Raw genomic sequence first — 14,696 nt, forward strand, 5'->3', positions numbered from 1 at the left:
AAGATAAGCGTTGCTAGCAATTGGCCATGCAGTTAGATTGCCAAACGCTTGTGCGGCTGCTTTTGGCGCGCTGTGGTATCGGGGTGCGAATGGGCCGGCACTGTTGGGCATTGGATAGCCACATCAAGGACCGCGCAGTATGAAAACCTCGATCACCGGAAAGAACGTCATCAAGGAAATGAAGGATCTGGCGAAGGGGTACTTTGCCGAGTACGGCAACCCTTCCTGTGTCTGTGTCGGGGTGTCTGCGCTGGGCAGGACTGAATCCAGCGGCCGGGCGCGCGACGCTCAGGAGCGCAAGACCTTCGTCGGCATCAGCGGCGATACCGGGCGCAAGTTGCTACGCACCACGCTCAACGCGGAAGGCCACGGCGGCGGCACCTTGAGCGCGGCCGACGTGACGGCCCGGCTCACCACCATGGCCAACCAGCATCTGGTGACCTACCGCAGCCGGCTCACTGGACCGGCGATCGTTTCCGCCGAAACCTGGGCCACCCACAACTGCGCGGAAGGCAACCTGGCCCTGTACCTGTTGATGAACGGGGTGCGGGCGAATGTGATCACCATCGCGTCCTACGAAATCATCGGCAATTCGGTGCAGTACAAGCCGCTGTGCAAACAGTGCCAGCAGTGGGTCCGCCAGCACTTCAAAGTGCTCGAGGATTTCGACGCGCACACCAAGGGCCGTTGAGTCCTTCGTTCAGACCATCACCCGCTCGATCACCACGCTCGGCATTAGCCGCGATGAATAGCGCGAATGCGAAATCAGTTTTTCTAATAACGAGTCTGGGAAATCCCGTCATGCGTGAAAGAAAGTCGGCGCGGTTGCTGGTTATCAGCCCGGGTCAGGAAGTGCTGCTGTTCAGGTTCGTCCACACGGACGACGCCTTGGCGGGCAAGGATCACTGGGCCACGCCCGGTGGCGGACTGGAGCAGGACGAGAGCTTCCGGCAGGCGGCGATTCGTGAGTTGTTCGAGGAAACCGGCATCGAGGTCAGCGACGTTGGCGAGCCAGTGGATGATCGGCGCTTCGTCATGCGCCTGCCCAGCGGCGAGGACGTGATTTCGGTGGAGCAGTATTTTGTCGTGCGGGCGTCTTCGCAGCAGTTGTCCCGCGCGGGCTGGACCGACCATGAGACGCGGGTGATGGCGGAGCATCACTGGTGGTCGGTGGAGGAGCTGCGCGCGACGCGGGCGACGGTTTATCCGGAACGGTTGCTGGAGATGCTGGCGCTGGCGAGCAAGGATTAGCGGGCCCATCGCGAGCAAACGCGCGCCCGCGGATTCACTCCGCGCTGCCCGCCATCCGGTAGGAGCGAGCTTGCTCGCGATTGCCCGCTCTCAACGTCTTGATCAACAACCCATAAAGGCTGTCCACCGGCTTCGATCCCTGCGAAGCACGGCTGCGGTACACCGCCACTTCCATGGGCTCCAGCGGCCCGAGGTTGTGTTCCGCGCCGAGGATTTCCAAGTGCTCCGGCGCGCTGCAGCGGGTCAGCACGGCGACGGCCAGGCCGCTTTCCACCGCGGCAATCTGCCCGGCCAAATTGGAACTGTTGTAGACCACCCGGTAATCGCGACCCTGCAACGCCAGGGAGTGAATGGCGCAGCGCCGCGCCAGGTTGGTGCTTTCGTAGGTGGCGATGGGCAGCGGGTCGCGGCGCCAGACGTCGAACTGCGGCGAGCCGACCCACACCAACGGCTCATGAAACAGCAAAGTGCCGCGCCGTGGGTGATCGCGGGAGATCAGGGCGAGGTCGAGCTCCCCGTTCTCGACCCGGGGAATCAGCGCGGTGGACTGTTCGCAGTCCAGCTCGATGTCCACCGCGCCATAGCGCAGGGCGAAGCGTTTGAGCACCGGGGTCAGGTACCTGGCCGCGTAGTCGTCGGGCACGCCAAGGCGGATCCGGCCGGTCAGTTCGTCGCCGCTGAAAGCGTTTTGGGCATCGCTGTGCAGGTCGAGGATGCGCCGGGCATAGCCCAGCAGCACCTGGCCGTCGGGCGTCAGTTGCTGCTGGCGCGAATCGCGCACCAGCAGTTGCCGGCCCACCGCGGCTTCGAGCTTTTTCAACTGCATGCTCACCGCCGACTGCGAGCGGTGCACTTCGGGCGCGGCATTGGATAGCGAGCCGGTATCGACCACGGCGACGAAGCATTTGAGCCAGTCGATCTGCAGGTCCTGCATGGAAAGCGGCCTCTCGTATTCGATTAACAAATAGCTGCGGCGAATAATATGCGCTTTTCGCGAACGTGTGTCTGGAGGATAGTGGCCGGCGTCCGTACAGGCTTGAACGTAGCGTTCCATTCAAGAGATCGCCAGATGAGGAGGTAGTTGTGTTGTCGGTTGCCAAGGGCTCCACGGAGCTGGGGTTCAATGAAGTCTGGGGCGGCTTCAAGCAGTTGCTGCCCATTTCCATGTTCGTCGTCGTCTTCGGCCTGGCCTTTGGCCTGGCTGCGGCGCAAACCGGGCTGGACGGTGTTTCGATCATGTGGATGAGCACCCTGGTGTTCGCCGGCGCGTCGCAGTTCGCCGCGCTGGACCTGTGGGGCGCGCAGGTGCCGCTGGTGCCGTTGATCGTCACGGTGTTCGCCATCAATGCCCGGCACTTGTTGATGGGCGCCACGCTGTATCCGTGGCTGCGTGAACTGCCACTCGCGCGGCGCTACGGGGTGATGCTGGTGGTGTCGGACGCCAACTGGGCGATGTCGATGCAGGCGCTGTCCGCCGGTAAACCGGGGCTGGGCATTCTGTTGGGCGGCGGTATCGCGTTGTGGACCACCTGGATTCTCGGCACCTGGCTCGGCCTGTATTTCGGCAACCTGGTGAGCGACCCGGTGAGCTGGGGCCTGGACATGGTGATGGGCTGCTTCCTCCTGGCGATGGTGGTGGGCGGGCAGAAGAACCTGCGCATGCTGCTGATCTGGGCCGTGGCGGCCGGTTCCGCGCTGTTGGCCTATTGGTATCTGCCGGAAAACAGTCATGTGGTGGTCGGCGCGCTGGCCGGCGGTATTGTCGGGGCGCTGTGGATGGAGAAGAAACATGAGCATTGAAACCAGTGGCAACGGTCCGCTGCTGATCATTCTGGTCATGGCGCTGGTGACCCTGGCGACGCGTTGGGGTGGGGTGTTCGTGATGTCCTTCGTGCCCATCAGCCACCGCGTGCAGCAGTTTATCGGCGCGATGTCGGGTTCGGTGCTGGTGGCGGTGTTGACGCCGCTGGCGGTGAGTGGCGACAACGGTGCGCGGGTGGCGCTGGCGAGTACGGCGGTGGTCATGCTGCTGGTGAAGAAGCCGCTGCCGGCGATTGCTGCGGGGGTTGTTGCGGCGGCGGTGTTTCGTCACTTGGCGGTTTGAGTGGGGTTTAGGGGGGCGAGGCGGATAGTTTTTAATGCTCGCGCACGTGTGGGGGATGAGGGCGCTATCGCCGGCAAGCCGGCTCCCACAGAGGAGCGGGCGGTTTTCAGAAATGGACTCGGCCGTGGGTAAGGCTCACCGCTCCGACGACATCCTCGCCAAGGCGCGTTTTCGACAGGTGACACGCCTTATCGCGAGCAAGCTCGCTCCTACACATGCCATCAGGCGCAAGAGCTGCTCCTTCATCAGTGATGGCGACTGGATATCTCGCCAAGGCTGATTATGCTTCAAGCGTGCGTGCAAAAACGCGAGGCCGCCGCCTGTTCCAAAGGCCCGGCGCAGTCCGTGATCCGAAGTCATCAGCCTCTCTTGGCCAGAGTGCGTGCGAAAGGATAGCGGGATGCTCCGGCCTACTAGAACAAGACGGAGAAAATCATGGCGGCAGTCGACAGTACGACCCCTGGCAGCGAGCCCAGGCGCGGTATTACCAAAGAGGAACGCAAGGTGATCTTCGCCTCGTCCCTCGGTACGGTGTTCGAGTGGTACGACTTTTATCTCTACGGCTCTCTCGCGGCGATCATCGCCAAGCATTTCTTCGCCGGCGTCAACGAAACCACCTCCTTCATCTTCGCCCTGATGGCGTTCGCCGCCGGTTTCGCGGTGCGACCGTTCGGCGCCATTTTCTTCGGCCGCCTGGGCGACATGATCGGGCGCAAGCACACCTTCCTCATCACCATCGTCATCATGGGTGTCTCCACCGCCGTGGTGGGGCTGCTGCCCAGTTATTCCACCATTGGTGTGGCGGCGCCGATCATCCTGGTCACCCTGCGCCTGTTGCAGGGCCTGGCGCTGGGTGGCGAGTACGGCGGGGCGGCGACCTACGTCGCGGAGCACGCGCCACCCGGCAAGCGCGGTTTCTTCACCTCGTGGATCCAGACCACCGCGACCCTCGGTCTGTTTCTCTCGCTGCTGGTGATCCTCGCCTGCCGCACGGTGCTCGGCACCGAGGCCTTCGAGGAATGGGGCTGGCGGATTCCGTTTCTGTTGTCGATCCTGCTGCTGATCGTCTCGGTGTACATCCGCATGCAGCTTCACGAGTCGCCGGTATTCAACAAGATGAAGGCCGAAGGCAAGGCGTCGAAGGCGCCGCTGACCGAATCCTTCGCCCGCTGGGACAACCTCAAGGTGGTGATCATGTCGCTGCTCGGCGGCACGGCGGGGCAGGCGGTGGTCTGGTACACCGGCCAGTTCTACGCGCTGTTCTTCCTGCTGCAGATGCTCAAGATCGACCCGCAGACCGCCAACCTGCTGATCGCCGGTTCGCTGCTGATCGGCACGCCGTTCTTCATCCTGTTCGGCAGCCTGTCCGACCGCATCGGCCGCAAGAAAATCATCATGGCCGGCTGTATCCTCGCGGCGCTGACCTACTTCCCGATCTTCAAGGGCCTGACCGAATTCGGTAACCCCGACATCTACCGCGCCCAGGCGCAGAACCCGGTGACGGTGATCGCCGATCCCGCGCAGTGTTCGTTCCAGTTCGACCCGGTGGGCAAGGCGCGTTTCACCAGCTCCTGCGACCTCGCCAAGACCGTGCTGGCGAAAAAAGCCATTCCCTACGTCAACGAGAAAGCCGCGGCGGGCACGGTGGCGCAGGTACGGATTGGTGACAAGGTGATCTCCAGCTTCGAAGGCACCGGCATGCCGGCGGCGGACTTCAAGACCACCAACGACGCCTTCACCGCGACCCTCGGCACCGCGCTGAAAGACGCCGGCTACCCGGAAAAAGCCGACCCGGCCAAGACCAACTACCCGATGGTGCTGTTGCTGCTGACCATCCTCGTGCTGTACGTGACCATGGTCTACGGGCCAATCGCCGCCTGGCTGGTGGAGCTGTTCCCGGCGCGGATCCGCTACACCTCGATGTCGCTGCCGTACCACATCGGCAACGGCTGGTTCGGCGGTTTCCTGCCGACCGTGGCGTTCGCCATGGTCGCGGCGACCGGTGATATCTACTACGGGCTGTGGTACCCGATCGTCATTGCGGTGATGACGGCGATCCTTGGCACCTTCTTCCTGCCGGAAACCAAGGATCGGGATATCGCTTGAGGCCGGGCTCATGGCCTCATCGCAACGATGAGGCCATGAGCTTCACACGCCTTTGGTCGAAGGCAACAGAATCGTCAGGATCCCCAGCAACGGCAGGTACGAGCACAGCGTGTACACCTCATTGATGCCGTGGATATCCGCCAGATACCCCAGCAACGCCGCGCCGATCCCGCCAAAGCCGAACATCAGGCCAAAGAAGATCCCCGCGATCATCCCCACATTGCCCGGCACCAGTTCCTGCGCATAGACCACGATGGCCGAGAACGCCGAGGCCATGATGAAGCCGATCACCACGCTCAGCACGCTGGTCCAGAACAGGTCTACGTAAGGCAGCGCCAGGGTGAACGGCGCGGCGCCGAGGATCGAGAACCAGATCACCGCCTTGCGGCCGATACGGTCGCCGATCGGTCCGCCGAAGAAGGTGCCGGCCGCGACCGCGCCGAGGAACAGGAACAGGTAGAGCTGCGAGCTGGCCACCGACAGGTCGAACTTCTCGATCAGATAGAACGTGAAGTAACTGGTGAAGCTGGTCATGTAGAAGTATTTGGAGAACACCAGCAGCGCCAGGACCACCAGGGCGAAGGTCACCCGGCCTTTCGACAGGCCGTGGGTGGCCTGGCTGCCGGCCTTCAGCTTGAACAGCGTCAGGTGTTGGCGATACCAGCGGCTCAGGCCGTAGAGCACGCCGATGGCAAACAGCGCGAACAGGCCGAACCAGGCGGTGTGGCCCTGGCCATAGGGAATGATGATCGCCGCCGCCAGCAGCGGGCCGAAGGCGCTGCCGGCATTGCCGCCGACCTGGAAGGTCGATTGCGCCAGGCCATAGCGACCGCCCGAAGCCAGCCGGGCGATACGCGAGGCTTCCGGGTGGAAGGTCGACGAGCCGATGCCAACCAGCGCCGAGGCGATCAGGATCGACTCGAAACTGCCGACGAAGGCCAGCAACAGAATGCCGATCAGCGTGCAGATCGAGCCGGTCGGCAGCAGCCAGGGCTTGGGATGACGGTCGGTGTAGTAGCCGACCCAGGGCTGCAGTAGCGAGGCGGTGAGCTGGAAGGTCAGGGTGATCAGGCCGATCTGGGTGAAGCTCAGGCCGTAGTTGGCCTTGAGGATCGGGTAGATCGACGGCAGCACCGCCTGGATCAGGTCATTGATCAAGTGGGCCAGGGCGCAGGCGCCAATCACGCGCATGACCAAGGGGCTGGCCTGGCTCGCGACCGACGCGGTGGAGAAGGGTGACGCGGTACTACTGGTGGACATGCTGGACCTTCCGGGGCAAGGCGCGGCGCATTCGCTGTCGGCACTGCGGCCGGCGAAGAAATGCGCTCACGGGGGTTCAGGATCGAGTGGAACGAGGGCTATGCTAGGCGCCGGACGAATGCCTGTCTCACGCGATTCGGGAGACGACTGTCGAGAAAAGGGCAAGATGATCAGACCACTGGATGAATTTCTCCGTGCCATCGACCAGGCCGACTGGACGGTCAGCAGCAGCGCCACCGACTACCCGGAAAACTGGTGGATCCCGCCGCATTCCCACGAGAAGCACCAACTGATCTACGCCATCGAAGGCGTGATGGTGGTGCACTCGGCCCTGAACCAGTGGACCGTGCCGCCGAGCCGCGGGATCTGGATGCCCAAGGGGCAGGAGCACTCGATTCGCTGTGTCGGCGCGGTGAAGATGCGCAGCGTGTTCGTCCAGCCCGATGCGCAATTCGACCTGCCTGCCGAGACCTGCGCGGTAAGCGTTTCGACCTTGCTCAGTGAACTGATCAAAGTCTCGGTGGGGATGCGTCACCCGCACGCGCCGGACTCCCGCGAGGCGCGGGTGATGCGCCTGATCCTCGACGAACTGGAAATCCTGCCGACCTTGCCGCTGAACCTGCCGCAACCCCGCGACCCGCGCTTGTGCGCCGTCTGCGCGGCGCTGCGGCGCAACCCCGGCGACAGCTCCACCCTGGCGGACTGGAGCGCGCACCTGGGCCTCGACGAAAAAACCATCCAGCGCCTGTTCCGCAAAGACACCGGCATGACCTTCGGCCAATGGCGCCAGCAGGCGCGGTTGCTGCTGGCGCTGGAGCGGATTGCGGTGGGCGAGAAGATCATCGATGTGGCGGGGGAGTTGGGCTACGACAGCCCGAGTGCGTTCACGGCGATGTTCAGGAAGCATTTCGGGCGGACGCCGAGTCAGTTTTTTCGTTAGGGATGTGGCACCGATTGCGCACATTTCGTAAATCCTGATATTCCATCCGCCACATTGATGCCTTATTCGCATTGAATGATCCTCTTGGCAGGCCGGCCCTTCACGCGGGGCCGCGCACCGTGTCCGCGGACACGCATAACAATCACTCGCGAGACCTGCCATGAACCGCCCGAGAACCCTCTACGACAAGCACATCGATTCCCACACTGTCTGCGCCCTCGACGACCACGGCCATGTGCTGCTCTACATCGACCGCCAGGTAGCCAACGAGTACACCAGCCCGCAGGCGTTCAGCGGCTTGCGTGAGGCGGGGCGCTCGGTGTGGCGGCCTTCGGCGACGCTGTGCGTGGTCGACCATGTCAACCCGACCACGCCGCAGCGCAGCGCGGCGATGCCGGATGCCGGCGGGGCGCGGCAGGTGTCGTATTTCGAGGAGAACTGTCGGGACTTCGGCATCGAGCTGTTCGATGTGCTGGACAAGCGTCAGGGCATCGAGCATGTGGTGGCGCCGGAACAGGGCTTCATCCTGCCGGGCATGGTGGTCGCGGCCGGCGACAGTCACACCACCACTTACGGCGCGCTGGGGGCGTTTGGCTTCGGTATCGGCACGTCGGAAATCGAACACCTGCTGGCCACCCAGACCCTGGTCTACAAGCGCCTGAAAACCCTGCGTGTCACCGTGCGCGGCGCGCTGGGGCTGGGAGTGACGTCCAAGGACATCATCATGGCCCTGATCCGCCGCATCGGCGCCGCCGGGGCCACCGGCTACGCCATCGAATTCGCCGGGCCGACGATTGACGCGCTGAGCGTCGAAGCGCGCATGACCATCTGCAACATGGCGGTGGAGGCGGGCGCGCGCGGTGCTTTCATGGCGCCGGACGACAAGGTGTTCGCCTACCTCAAGGACAAACCCCGTGCCCCGCGTGGCCTGTTGTGGGAGCAGGCGGTGGCGCGTTGGCGCGCGTTGTACAGCGACCCCGGCGCGGTGTTCGACCGCGAGGTCGAACTGGATGCCGCGGCACTCGAACCGATGGTCACCTGGGGCACCAGCCCGGACCAGGCGGCGCCCATCGGCGAGCGCGTGCCGGACCCGAACCTGGAAAGCGACCTGATCCGCCGCCAGGACCTGCAACGCGCGCTGCGCTACATGGGCCTTGAGCCCGGCACCCAGTTGAACGAGATCGCCATCAGCCACGCCTTTATCGGCTCGTGCACCAATGCGCGGATCGAGGACCTGCGCGACGCCGCGCGGGTGGTGCGCGGGCGCAAGGTCGCGGCTACGGTGCGGGCGATGATCGTCCCCGGTTCGACCCTGGTCCGCGACCAGGCGGAAGCCGAGGGCCTGGCGCAGGTGTTCCGCGAGGCCGGGTTCGAGTGGCGGCAGTCCGGCTGTTCCATGTGCCTGGCGATGAACGACGACGTGCTGGCCGCCGGCGACCGCTGCGCCTCCAGCACCAACCGCAATTTCGAGGGCCGCCAGGGTGCCGGGGCGCGTACCCACCTGATGAGCCCGGCCATGGTCGCCGCCGCCGCGGTCAGCGGCTACCTGACCGACGTTCGCCACTTCGCCCTGGAGGCCTGACATGCAACCTTTCGATAGCGTCTGCGGCACCGCCGCGCCTTTGCTCGCCGCCAACGTCGACACCGACGTGATCATGCCCAAGCAGTTCCTCAAAGGCATCGACCGGGCCGGGCTGGACCGTGGCGTATTCTTCGACCTGCGCTTTCTGCCAGACGGCCAGCCCGACCCGGCATTCGTACTCAATCAGGCGCCGTGGCAGTGGTCGCGGTTCCTGGTGGTGGGGCCGAACTTTGGCTGTGGGTCGAGCCGTGAACATGCGGTGTGGGGGCTCAAGCAGCTCGGGATCCGGGCGCTGATCGGCAGCAGTTTTGCCGGAATTTTCTTCGATAACTGCCAGCGCAACGGCGTATTGCTGATCCAGTTGCCGGAAGAGCAGGTGCAGGAGATCGGCGCAATCGTCGGAGGCGCGGGGGACGCGGAGATCTGCGTAGACCTGCCGGCCCAGGAAATCCGCCTGCGCAACGGGCAGACCATCGGTTTCGACATCGACCCGTTGCGCAAGGAATCGCTGGTGCTGGGGCTGGATGCGATCGGCAGCACCTTGCAGCGCACGGCGCAGATTCGGGATTTCGAAGCGGCGCATTTGCGGGCCAATCCCTGGCTGGCGTGAGCGGTTCGGTGCTAATCGCGAGCAAGCTCGCTCCTACTGTAGGAGCGAGCTTGCTCGCGATGCTTCTATATCGACCCGACACTCACGGCTGATCCCGCAGATACCGCTCCAGAAACTCCACGCACACCCGCAATTTCGCCGAGTCCGATAGCCGTGTCGGGTACACCGCCCAGACGTTGGCGCTCTGGGTGTAGTCGTGCAGCACCTGCACCAACTTCCCTTGTTCCAGCAGCGGTCGCACATCCCACAGCGAGCGCAGCAGGATGCCTTTGCCACCCAGCGCCCATTGCAGGACGATCTCGCCGTTGTTCGACGACAGCGGTCCGCTTACCCGCACCGATTCTTCCCGCCCGCCACCCTCCAGGTGCCAGACGCCGAACGGGTTGTTGCGCTCCTTGAGGACCAGGCAGTCGTGGTCGTCGAGGTCCTTGAGGGTCTTCGGCGTGCCGCGGGCGGCGAGGTATTCCGGGGTGGCGCAGAGCACCCGGCGGTTGCTCACCAGCTTGCGGCTGATGTGCTGGCCGGGGATGTCGTCGCCGACGCGGATTTCCAGGTCGAAGCCCTCGGCGACGATGTCAACCACCCGGTCGAACACGTCCAGGCGCACTTCCAGGTCGGGGTAGACGGAGCTGAGCCCGGCAATCGCCGGGGCCACGTGGTTGCGACCGAAACCGAAGCTGCTGCAGATATGCAGCATGCCCCGCGGCGCCTTGCGCGCTTCGGTCAGTTCGCCGACGAAATCGTCCAGGTCATCGAGAATGCGGATCGCCCAGCGCTGGGTGCGCTCGCCGGCTTCAGTCAGGGCGATGCGCCTTGTGGTGCGGTGCAGCAGGCGGGTGCCGAGGGTTTCTTCGAGGATGCGAATGCGTTTGCTGACATAGGCCGGAGATTGGCCCAACTCGTCGGCGGCCCCGGCGAAGCTGGATTTGCGGATCACCGTGAGGAACACACGGAGGTCTTCGGGTAACGGCGATTCGATACGATGTGTGTTCATGGCTCTTATGGTTTGCACGTTTATTCCACTAAACGCGAAGGATAGCATTCCTTTATCGACGCTCCGAGCCGCGGATTCGGCAGCGTCGCCACTCCTCCTACAACAACAAACAGAGGACCGACCATGAGCCTGGTTTCCGATTCCGCGGTGGCGCCTGCCGACACCGCCACCTCTCCGTTGCGCCGACTGCTGCGTTATGAAATCGGCGTGATCCCGCTGCCGTATTTCCTCGGCATCGCCCTGACCGTGTTTCTCTCCGCGCACCTTGGCCTGCTGCCGAAAACCATGATCGGCGGTCTGGCGGTGATCATGACCATGGGCATGTTCTTCGGCCAGATCGGCCAGCGCCTGCCGATCCTCAAGGAAATCGGCGGCGGGGCGATCCTGTGCCTGATGCTGCCGTCGGTGCTGGTGTTCTACGGCTTCTTCGGCAGCACCACCATCGACGCCACCAAGATGCTGATGAAGGACGCCAACTTCCTCTATTTCGTCATCGCCAGCCTGGTGGTGGGCAGCATCCTCGGCATGAACCGCTTCATCCTGGTGCAAGGCATGGTGCGTATGTTCGTGCCGCTGCTGGTGGGCACCCTGGCTGCGGTGGGCGCCGGCCTGTTGGTGGGTTCGCTGTTTGGCTACAGCGTCTATCACACCTTCTTCTTCATCATCGTGCCGATCATTGGCGGCGGAATCGGCGAAGGCATCCTGCCGCTGTCGCTGGCCTATTCGGCGATTCTCGGCGGCAGCCCCGACCAGTACGTGGCGCAACTGGTTCCGGCGGCGGTGGTGGGCAATATTGTCGCGATCATCTGCGCCGGCGTGCTGGCGCGCCTGGCCCTGCGCCGGCCGGAACTGAACGGCGACGGCATGTTGATCCGCGCGAAAGAAGAGAACGACCGCTTCCGCGAGCAGGAAGACAAAAGCCAGGGCATCGACTTCCGCTACATGGGCGCGGGCGTGCTGGTGATTTGCGCCTTCTTCGTCCTCGGCGGCCTGCTGGAGAAGGTGGTGCACATTCCCGGGCCGGTGATGATGATTCTGGTGGCGGTGCTGTTCAAATACCTGCAAGTGCTGCCGGCGCGGCTGGAGGAGGGCAGCAAGTCGTTCTACAAACTGGTGTCCACGGCGTTCATCTGGCCGGTGATGATCGGCCTCGGCATGCTGTATGTGCCGCTGGACAGCGTGGTCAAGGTGTTCTCGCTGGGTTATGTGGTGGTCTGCGCGTCGGTGGTGATCGCCATGACCCTGGCGGGTTTCCTGATCGGTAACCTGCTGAAGATGTTCCCCATCGAGTCCGCCATCGTCACCTGCTGCCACAGCGGGCTGGGCGGCACCGGAGACGTGGCGATCCTGTCGGCCTCCAGCCGCATGTCACTGATGCCGTTCGCGCAGATTTCCACGCGGATCGGCGGCGCTTCGACGGTGATTCTCGCCACCTTGCTGTTGGGCCTGTTTCACTGAGCCCAAGGCCGCGCCAACGCCCGGGAAAATCCCCGGGCACGGCGCGGCAAGCCGTCTATGCTTGGCCTTTCACCGGAGGCTCTTCAGTGGGCGGGTCACCTACGGTAGGCGGAACGGTCGGCTTGACCGGCACGCCTTCCGGCTCCTGCACCGGATCCGGTGGTGGCAGGTTCGGGTCGTCGATATTCGGATCGGGCGTTTCTGCCGGGATAGGGATATTCATTGGCCTTACCTCTAAAGGACGTTGATTGCGGCGTTCAAGGCTTCGACCCCGCGCTCCCGGCATCGCTCACTTTTTATTGAACCCCCGCGCCCGCCATTGCTCTGAACCATTACCGCCAGCCGTAACGGAGCGATGTTCGATGACCCGCAATGAGCCTTTCGAAACCGAGCGAATGGCCGGTGGCGACAGCCCCGCCGACGAACCCCTGAGCCTGTCCCAGGCCCTGTTGCTGCCGCGCGTGGTGATCGAGAACACCAGCCCGGTGCTCGACGCCGGGCTGTTTCCGGTCAAGACCGAAGTGGGCAAGACGGTGACGGTCAACAGTTCGGTGTTCGCCGATGGCCATGACGTGCTCGCGGTCACCCTCAACTGGCGCCAGGCCCGCAGCCGGCGCTGGCACAGCATTCCGATGGTGGCGCTGGGCAACGACCGCTGGCAGGCGGCGTTCAGCGTCAACGAGGTGGGCCGGCACCTGTTCCTGATCGAAGCGTGGATCGATGGCTACGCCACCTATTGCCACGACCTGGAGAAGAAATTCAGCGCCGGCGTCGATATCGCCCTGGAATTGAAGGAAGGCCGCCTGCACCTGGAGCACGGCGCCGAACGCAGCGCCGGCCCGCTGCGCGAGCAATTGCTGACGATCGCCAAGCGCCTGCGCAAGGGGTTGCCGGCGCAGGCCCAGGTCGAACTGCTGATGGCGGCACCCACGCGGGTGCTGATGGCCCAGGCCGAGCCGCGCAGTTATCTCAGCCGCAGCCCGGAATTCCCCCTGGAAGTGGAGCGCGAACGGGCGGTGTTCGCCAGTTGGTACGAGCTGTTCCCGCGCTCGATCACTGACGATCCGCAGCGCCACGGCACCTTCAATGACGTGCACGAACGCCTGCCGATGATCCGCGACATGGGCTTCGACGTGCTGTATTTCCCGCCCATCCATCCCATCGGCACGCAATTTCGCAAGGGCCGCAACAATGCCCTGCAGGCCGCGCCGGATGATCCCGGCAGTCCCTATGCCATCGGCAGCGCCGACGGCGGTCATGACGCCATCCATCCGCAACTGGGCAGCCGCGAAGACTTCCGCCGGCTGGTGGCCGCCGCCGCCGAGCACGGCCTGGAAATCGCCCTCGACTTCGCCATCCAGTGCTCCCAGGACCACCCCTGGCTCAAGGAACATCCCGGCTGGTTCTCCTGGCGCCCGGACGGCAGCATTCGTTATGCGGAAAACCCGCCGAAGAAGTACCAGGACATCGTCAACGTCGATTTCTATGCGCCCGACGCCATCCCCTCGCTGTGGCTGGCGCTGCGCGACGTGGTGCTGGGCTGGGCGCAAGAGGGCGTGAAGCAGTTTCGCGTCGACAACCCGCACACCAAGCCGCTGCCGTTCTGGCAATGGCTGATCGCCGATATTCGCGGCCGTCACCCGGAGGTGATTTTCCTCGCCGAGGCCTTCACCAAGCCGGGGATGATGGCGCGGCTGGGCAAGGTCGGTTTCAGCCAGAGCTACACCTACTTCACCTGGCGCAACACCAAGGCCGAGATCGAGGAATATTTCCAGACCCTCGACCAGCCGCCGTGGTCGCTGTGCTACCGGCCGAACTTCTTCGTCAACACCCCGGACATCAACCCGTTCTTCCTGCACACCAGCGGTCGCGCCGGCTTCCTCATCCGCGCGGCCCTGGCGACCATGGGCTCGGGCGTGTGGGGCATGTATTCGGGCTTCGAGCTGTGCGAAGCGGCGCCGATCCCCGGCAAGGAGGAGTACCAGGACTCGGAGAAATACGAGATCCGCCCGCGCGACTTCACCCAGCCCGGCAACATCATTGCCGAGATCGCCCAGCTCAACCGCATCCGCCGCCAGCAGCCGGCGTTGCAGAGCCACCTGGGCGTGCGCTTCTTCAACGCCTGGAACGACAACATCGTCTATTTCGGCAAGCCCGATCCCGATGGCGAGGGCTTCATTCTGGTGGCGGTCAGCCTTGACCCGCACAACGCCCAGGAAGCGCACTTCGAACTGCCGCTGTGGGAACTGGGGCTGGATGACAACGCCACCACCCGCGGCGAAGACCTGATGACCGGCCACCGCTGGAACTGGTACGGCAAAACCCAGTGGATGCGTATCGAGCCCTGGCACTTGCCGTTCGGTATCTGGCGTCTGGACAAAGCGAACTAGA

14 protein-coding genes are annotated in these 14,696 nt (G+C 64.0%); 10 read left to right on the forward strand and 4 right to left on the reverse strand.

Annotated elements, in window-relative coordinates; genetic code table 11:
• Positions 1 to 139: 139 nt before the first annotated feature.
• Both CKW37_RS24600 and CKW37_RS24605 read left to right on the forward strand, forming a co-directional pair.
• Complete coding sequence (locus tag CKW37_RS24600; RefSeq protein WP_095158823.1) at positions 140 to 691, forward strand: hypothetical protein; 552 nt, start codon at positions 140 to 142, stop codon at positions 689 to 691.
• Positions 692 to 801: 110 nt separating this feature from the next.
• Complete coding sequence (locus tag CKW37_RS24605; RefSeq protein WP_095158824.1) at positions 802 to 1,251, forward strand: NUDIX hydrolase; 450 nt, start codon at positions 802 to 804, stop codon at positions 1,249 to 1,251.
• A 34-nt stretch (positions 1,252 to 1,285) separates the two neighbouring features.
• Here the strand turns inward: CKW37_RS24605 and CKW37_RS24610 are convergent, their stop codons facing one another.
• On the reverse strand, positions 1,286 to 2,185 hold the full coding sequence (locus CKW37_RS24610; protein ID WP_095158825.1) for a LysR family transcriptional regulator: 900 nt from the start codon (positions 2,183 to 2,185) through the stop codon (positions 1,286 to 1,288).
• A 149-nt stretch (positions 2,186 to 2,334) separates the two neighbouring features.
• Here CKW37_RS24610 and CKW37_RS24615 point away from each other — a divergent pair, with 149 nt between their 5' ends.
• From CKW37_RS24615 to CKW37_RS24625, 3 genes are all read left to right on the forward strand, one after another.
• Positions 2,335 to 3,051, forward strand: coding sequence for an AzlC family ABC transporter permease (locus CKW37_RS24615; protein WP_218241362.1), 717 nt, complete (start codon positions 2,335 to 2,337; stop codon positions 3,049 to 3,051).
• Positions 3,041 to 3,355 carry an AzlD family protein gene (locus CKW37_RS24620; protein ID WP_095158826.1) on the forward strand — a complete coding sequence of 105 codons (315 nt, stop codon included), beginning with the start codon at positions 3,041 to 3,043 and terminating at the stop codon, positions 3,353 to 3,355. Before CKW37_RS24615 ends, CKW37_RS24620 begins: the two co-directional genes overlap by 11 nt.
• A 435-nt stretch (positions 3,356 to 3,790) precedes the next feature.
• On the forward strand, positions 3,791 to 5,461 hold the full coding sequence (locus tag CKW37_RS24625) for an MFS transporter (protein ID WP_095158827.1): 1,671 nt from the start codon (positions 3,791 to 3,793) through the stop codon (positions 5,459 to 5,461).
• A gap of 42 nt (positions 5,462 to 5,503) precedes the next feature.
• Here the strand turns inward: CKW37_RS24625 and CKW37_RS24630 are convergent, their stop codons facing one another.
• Positions 5,504 to 6,721 (reverse strand): MFS transporter, encoded by a 1,218-nt coding sequence (locus tag CKW37_RS24630; RefSeq protein ID WP_095158828.1) that lies wholly within the window; start codon positions 6,719 to 6,721, stop codon positions 5,504 to 5,506.
• A gap of 166 nt (positions 6,722 to 6,887) precedes the next feature.
• On the opposite strand from CKW37_RS24630, the gene CKW37_RS24635 reads away from it, so the two are divergent.
• The 3 genes from CKW37_RS24635 (at position 6,888) to leuD (ending at position 9,853) form a co-directional block, all read left to right on the forward strand.
• Complete coding sequence (locus tag CKW37_RS24635; RefSeq protein WP_095158829.1) at positions 6,888 to 7,661, forward strand: helix-turn-helix domain-containing protein; 774 nt, start codon at positions 6,888 to 6,890, stop codon at positions 7,659 to 7,661.
• Positions 7,662 to 7,821: 160 nt separating this feature from the next.
• A complete protein-coding gene (gene leuC / locus CKW37_RS24640; protein ID WP_095158830.1) occupies positions 7,822 to 9,243 on the forward strand; it encodes a 3-isopropylmalate dehydratase large subunit in 1,422 nt (473 codons plus the stop codon).
• 1 nt (position 9,244) lies between these two features.
• Positions 9,245 to 9,853, forward strand: coding sequence for a 3-isopropylmalate dehydratase small subunit (gene leuD / locus CKW37_RS24645; protein ID WP_095158831.1), 609 nt, complete (start codon positions 9,245 to 9,247; stop codon positions 9,851 to 9,853).
• 82 nt (positions 9,854 to 9,935) lie between these two features.
• Here the strand turns inward: leuD and CKW37_RS24650 are convergent, their stop codons facing one another.
• Complete coding sequence (locus CKW37_RS24650) at positions 9,936 to 10,847, reverse strand: LysR substrate-binding domain-containing protein (protein WP_095158832.1); 912 nt, start codon at positions 10,845 to 10,847, stop codon at positions 9,936 to 9,938.
• Positions 10,848 to 10,970: 123 nt separating this feature from the next.
• On the opposite strand from CKW37_RS24650, the gene CKW37_RS24655 reads away from it, so the two are divergent.
• Positions 10,971 to 12,305 (forward strand): 2-hydroxycarboxylate transporter family protein, encoded by a 1,335-nt coding sequence (locus CKW37_RS24655; protein ID WP_095158833.1) that lies wholly within the window; start codon positions 10,971 to 10,973, stop codon positions 12,303 to 12,305.
• A 55-nt stretch (positions 12,306 to 12,360) separates the two neighbouring features.
• Here the strand turns inward: CKW37_RS24655 and CKW37_RS33030 are convergent, their stop codons facing one another.
• Positions 12,361 to 12,528 carry a hypothetical protein gene (locus CKW37_RS33030; protein ID WP_177454479.1) on the reverse strand — a complete coding sequence of 56 codons (168 nt, stop codon included), beginning with the start codon at positions 12,526 to 12,528 and terminating at the stop codon, positions 12,361 to 12,363.
• Positions 12,529 to 12,667: 139 nt separating this feature from the next.
• Here CKW37_RS33030 and CKW37_RS24660 point away from each other — a divergent pair, with 139 nt between their 5' ends.
• On the forward strand, positions 12,668 to 14,695 hold the full coding sequence (locus CKW37_RS24660; RefSeq protein ID WP_095158834.1) for an alpha-1,4-glucan--maltose-1-phosphate maltosyltransferase: 2,028 nt from the start codon (positions 12,668 to 12,670) through the stop codon (positions 14,693 to 14,695).
• The last annotated feature ends 1 nt before the right edge of the window (position 14,696 follow it).

Origin of the sequence: Pseudomonas sp. Irchel 3E13 (assembly GCF_900187455.1) — a bacterium.
Lineage (GTDB): Bacteria > Pseudomonadota > Gammaproteobacteria > Pseudomonadales > Pseudomonadaceae > Aquipseudomonas.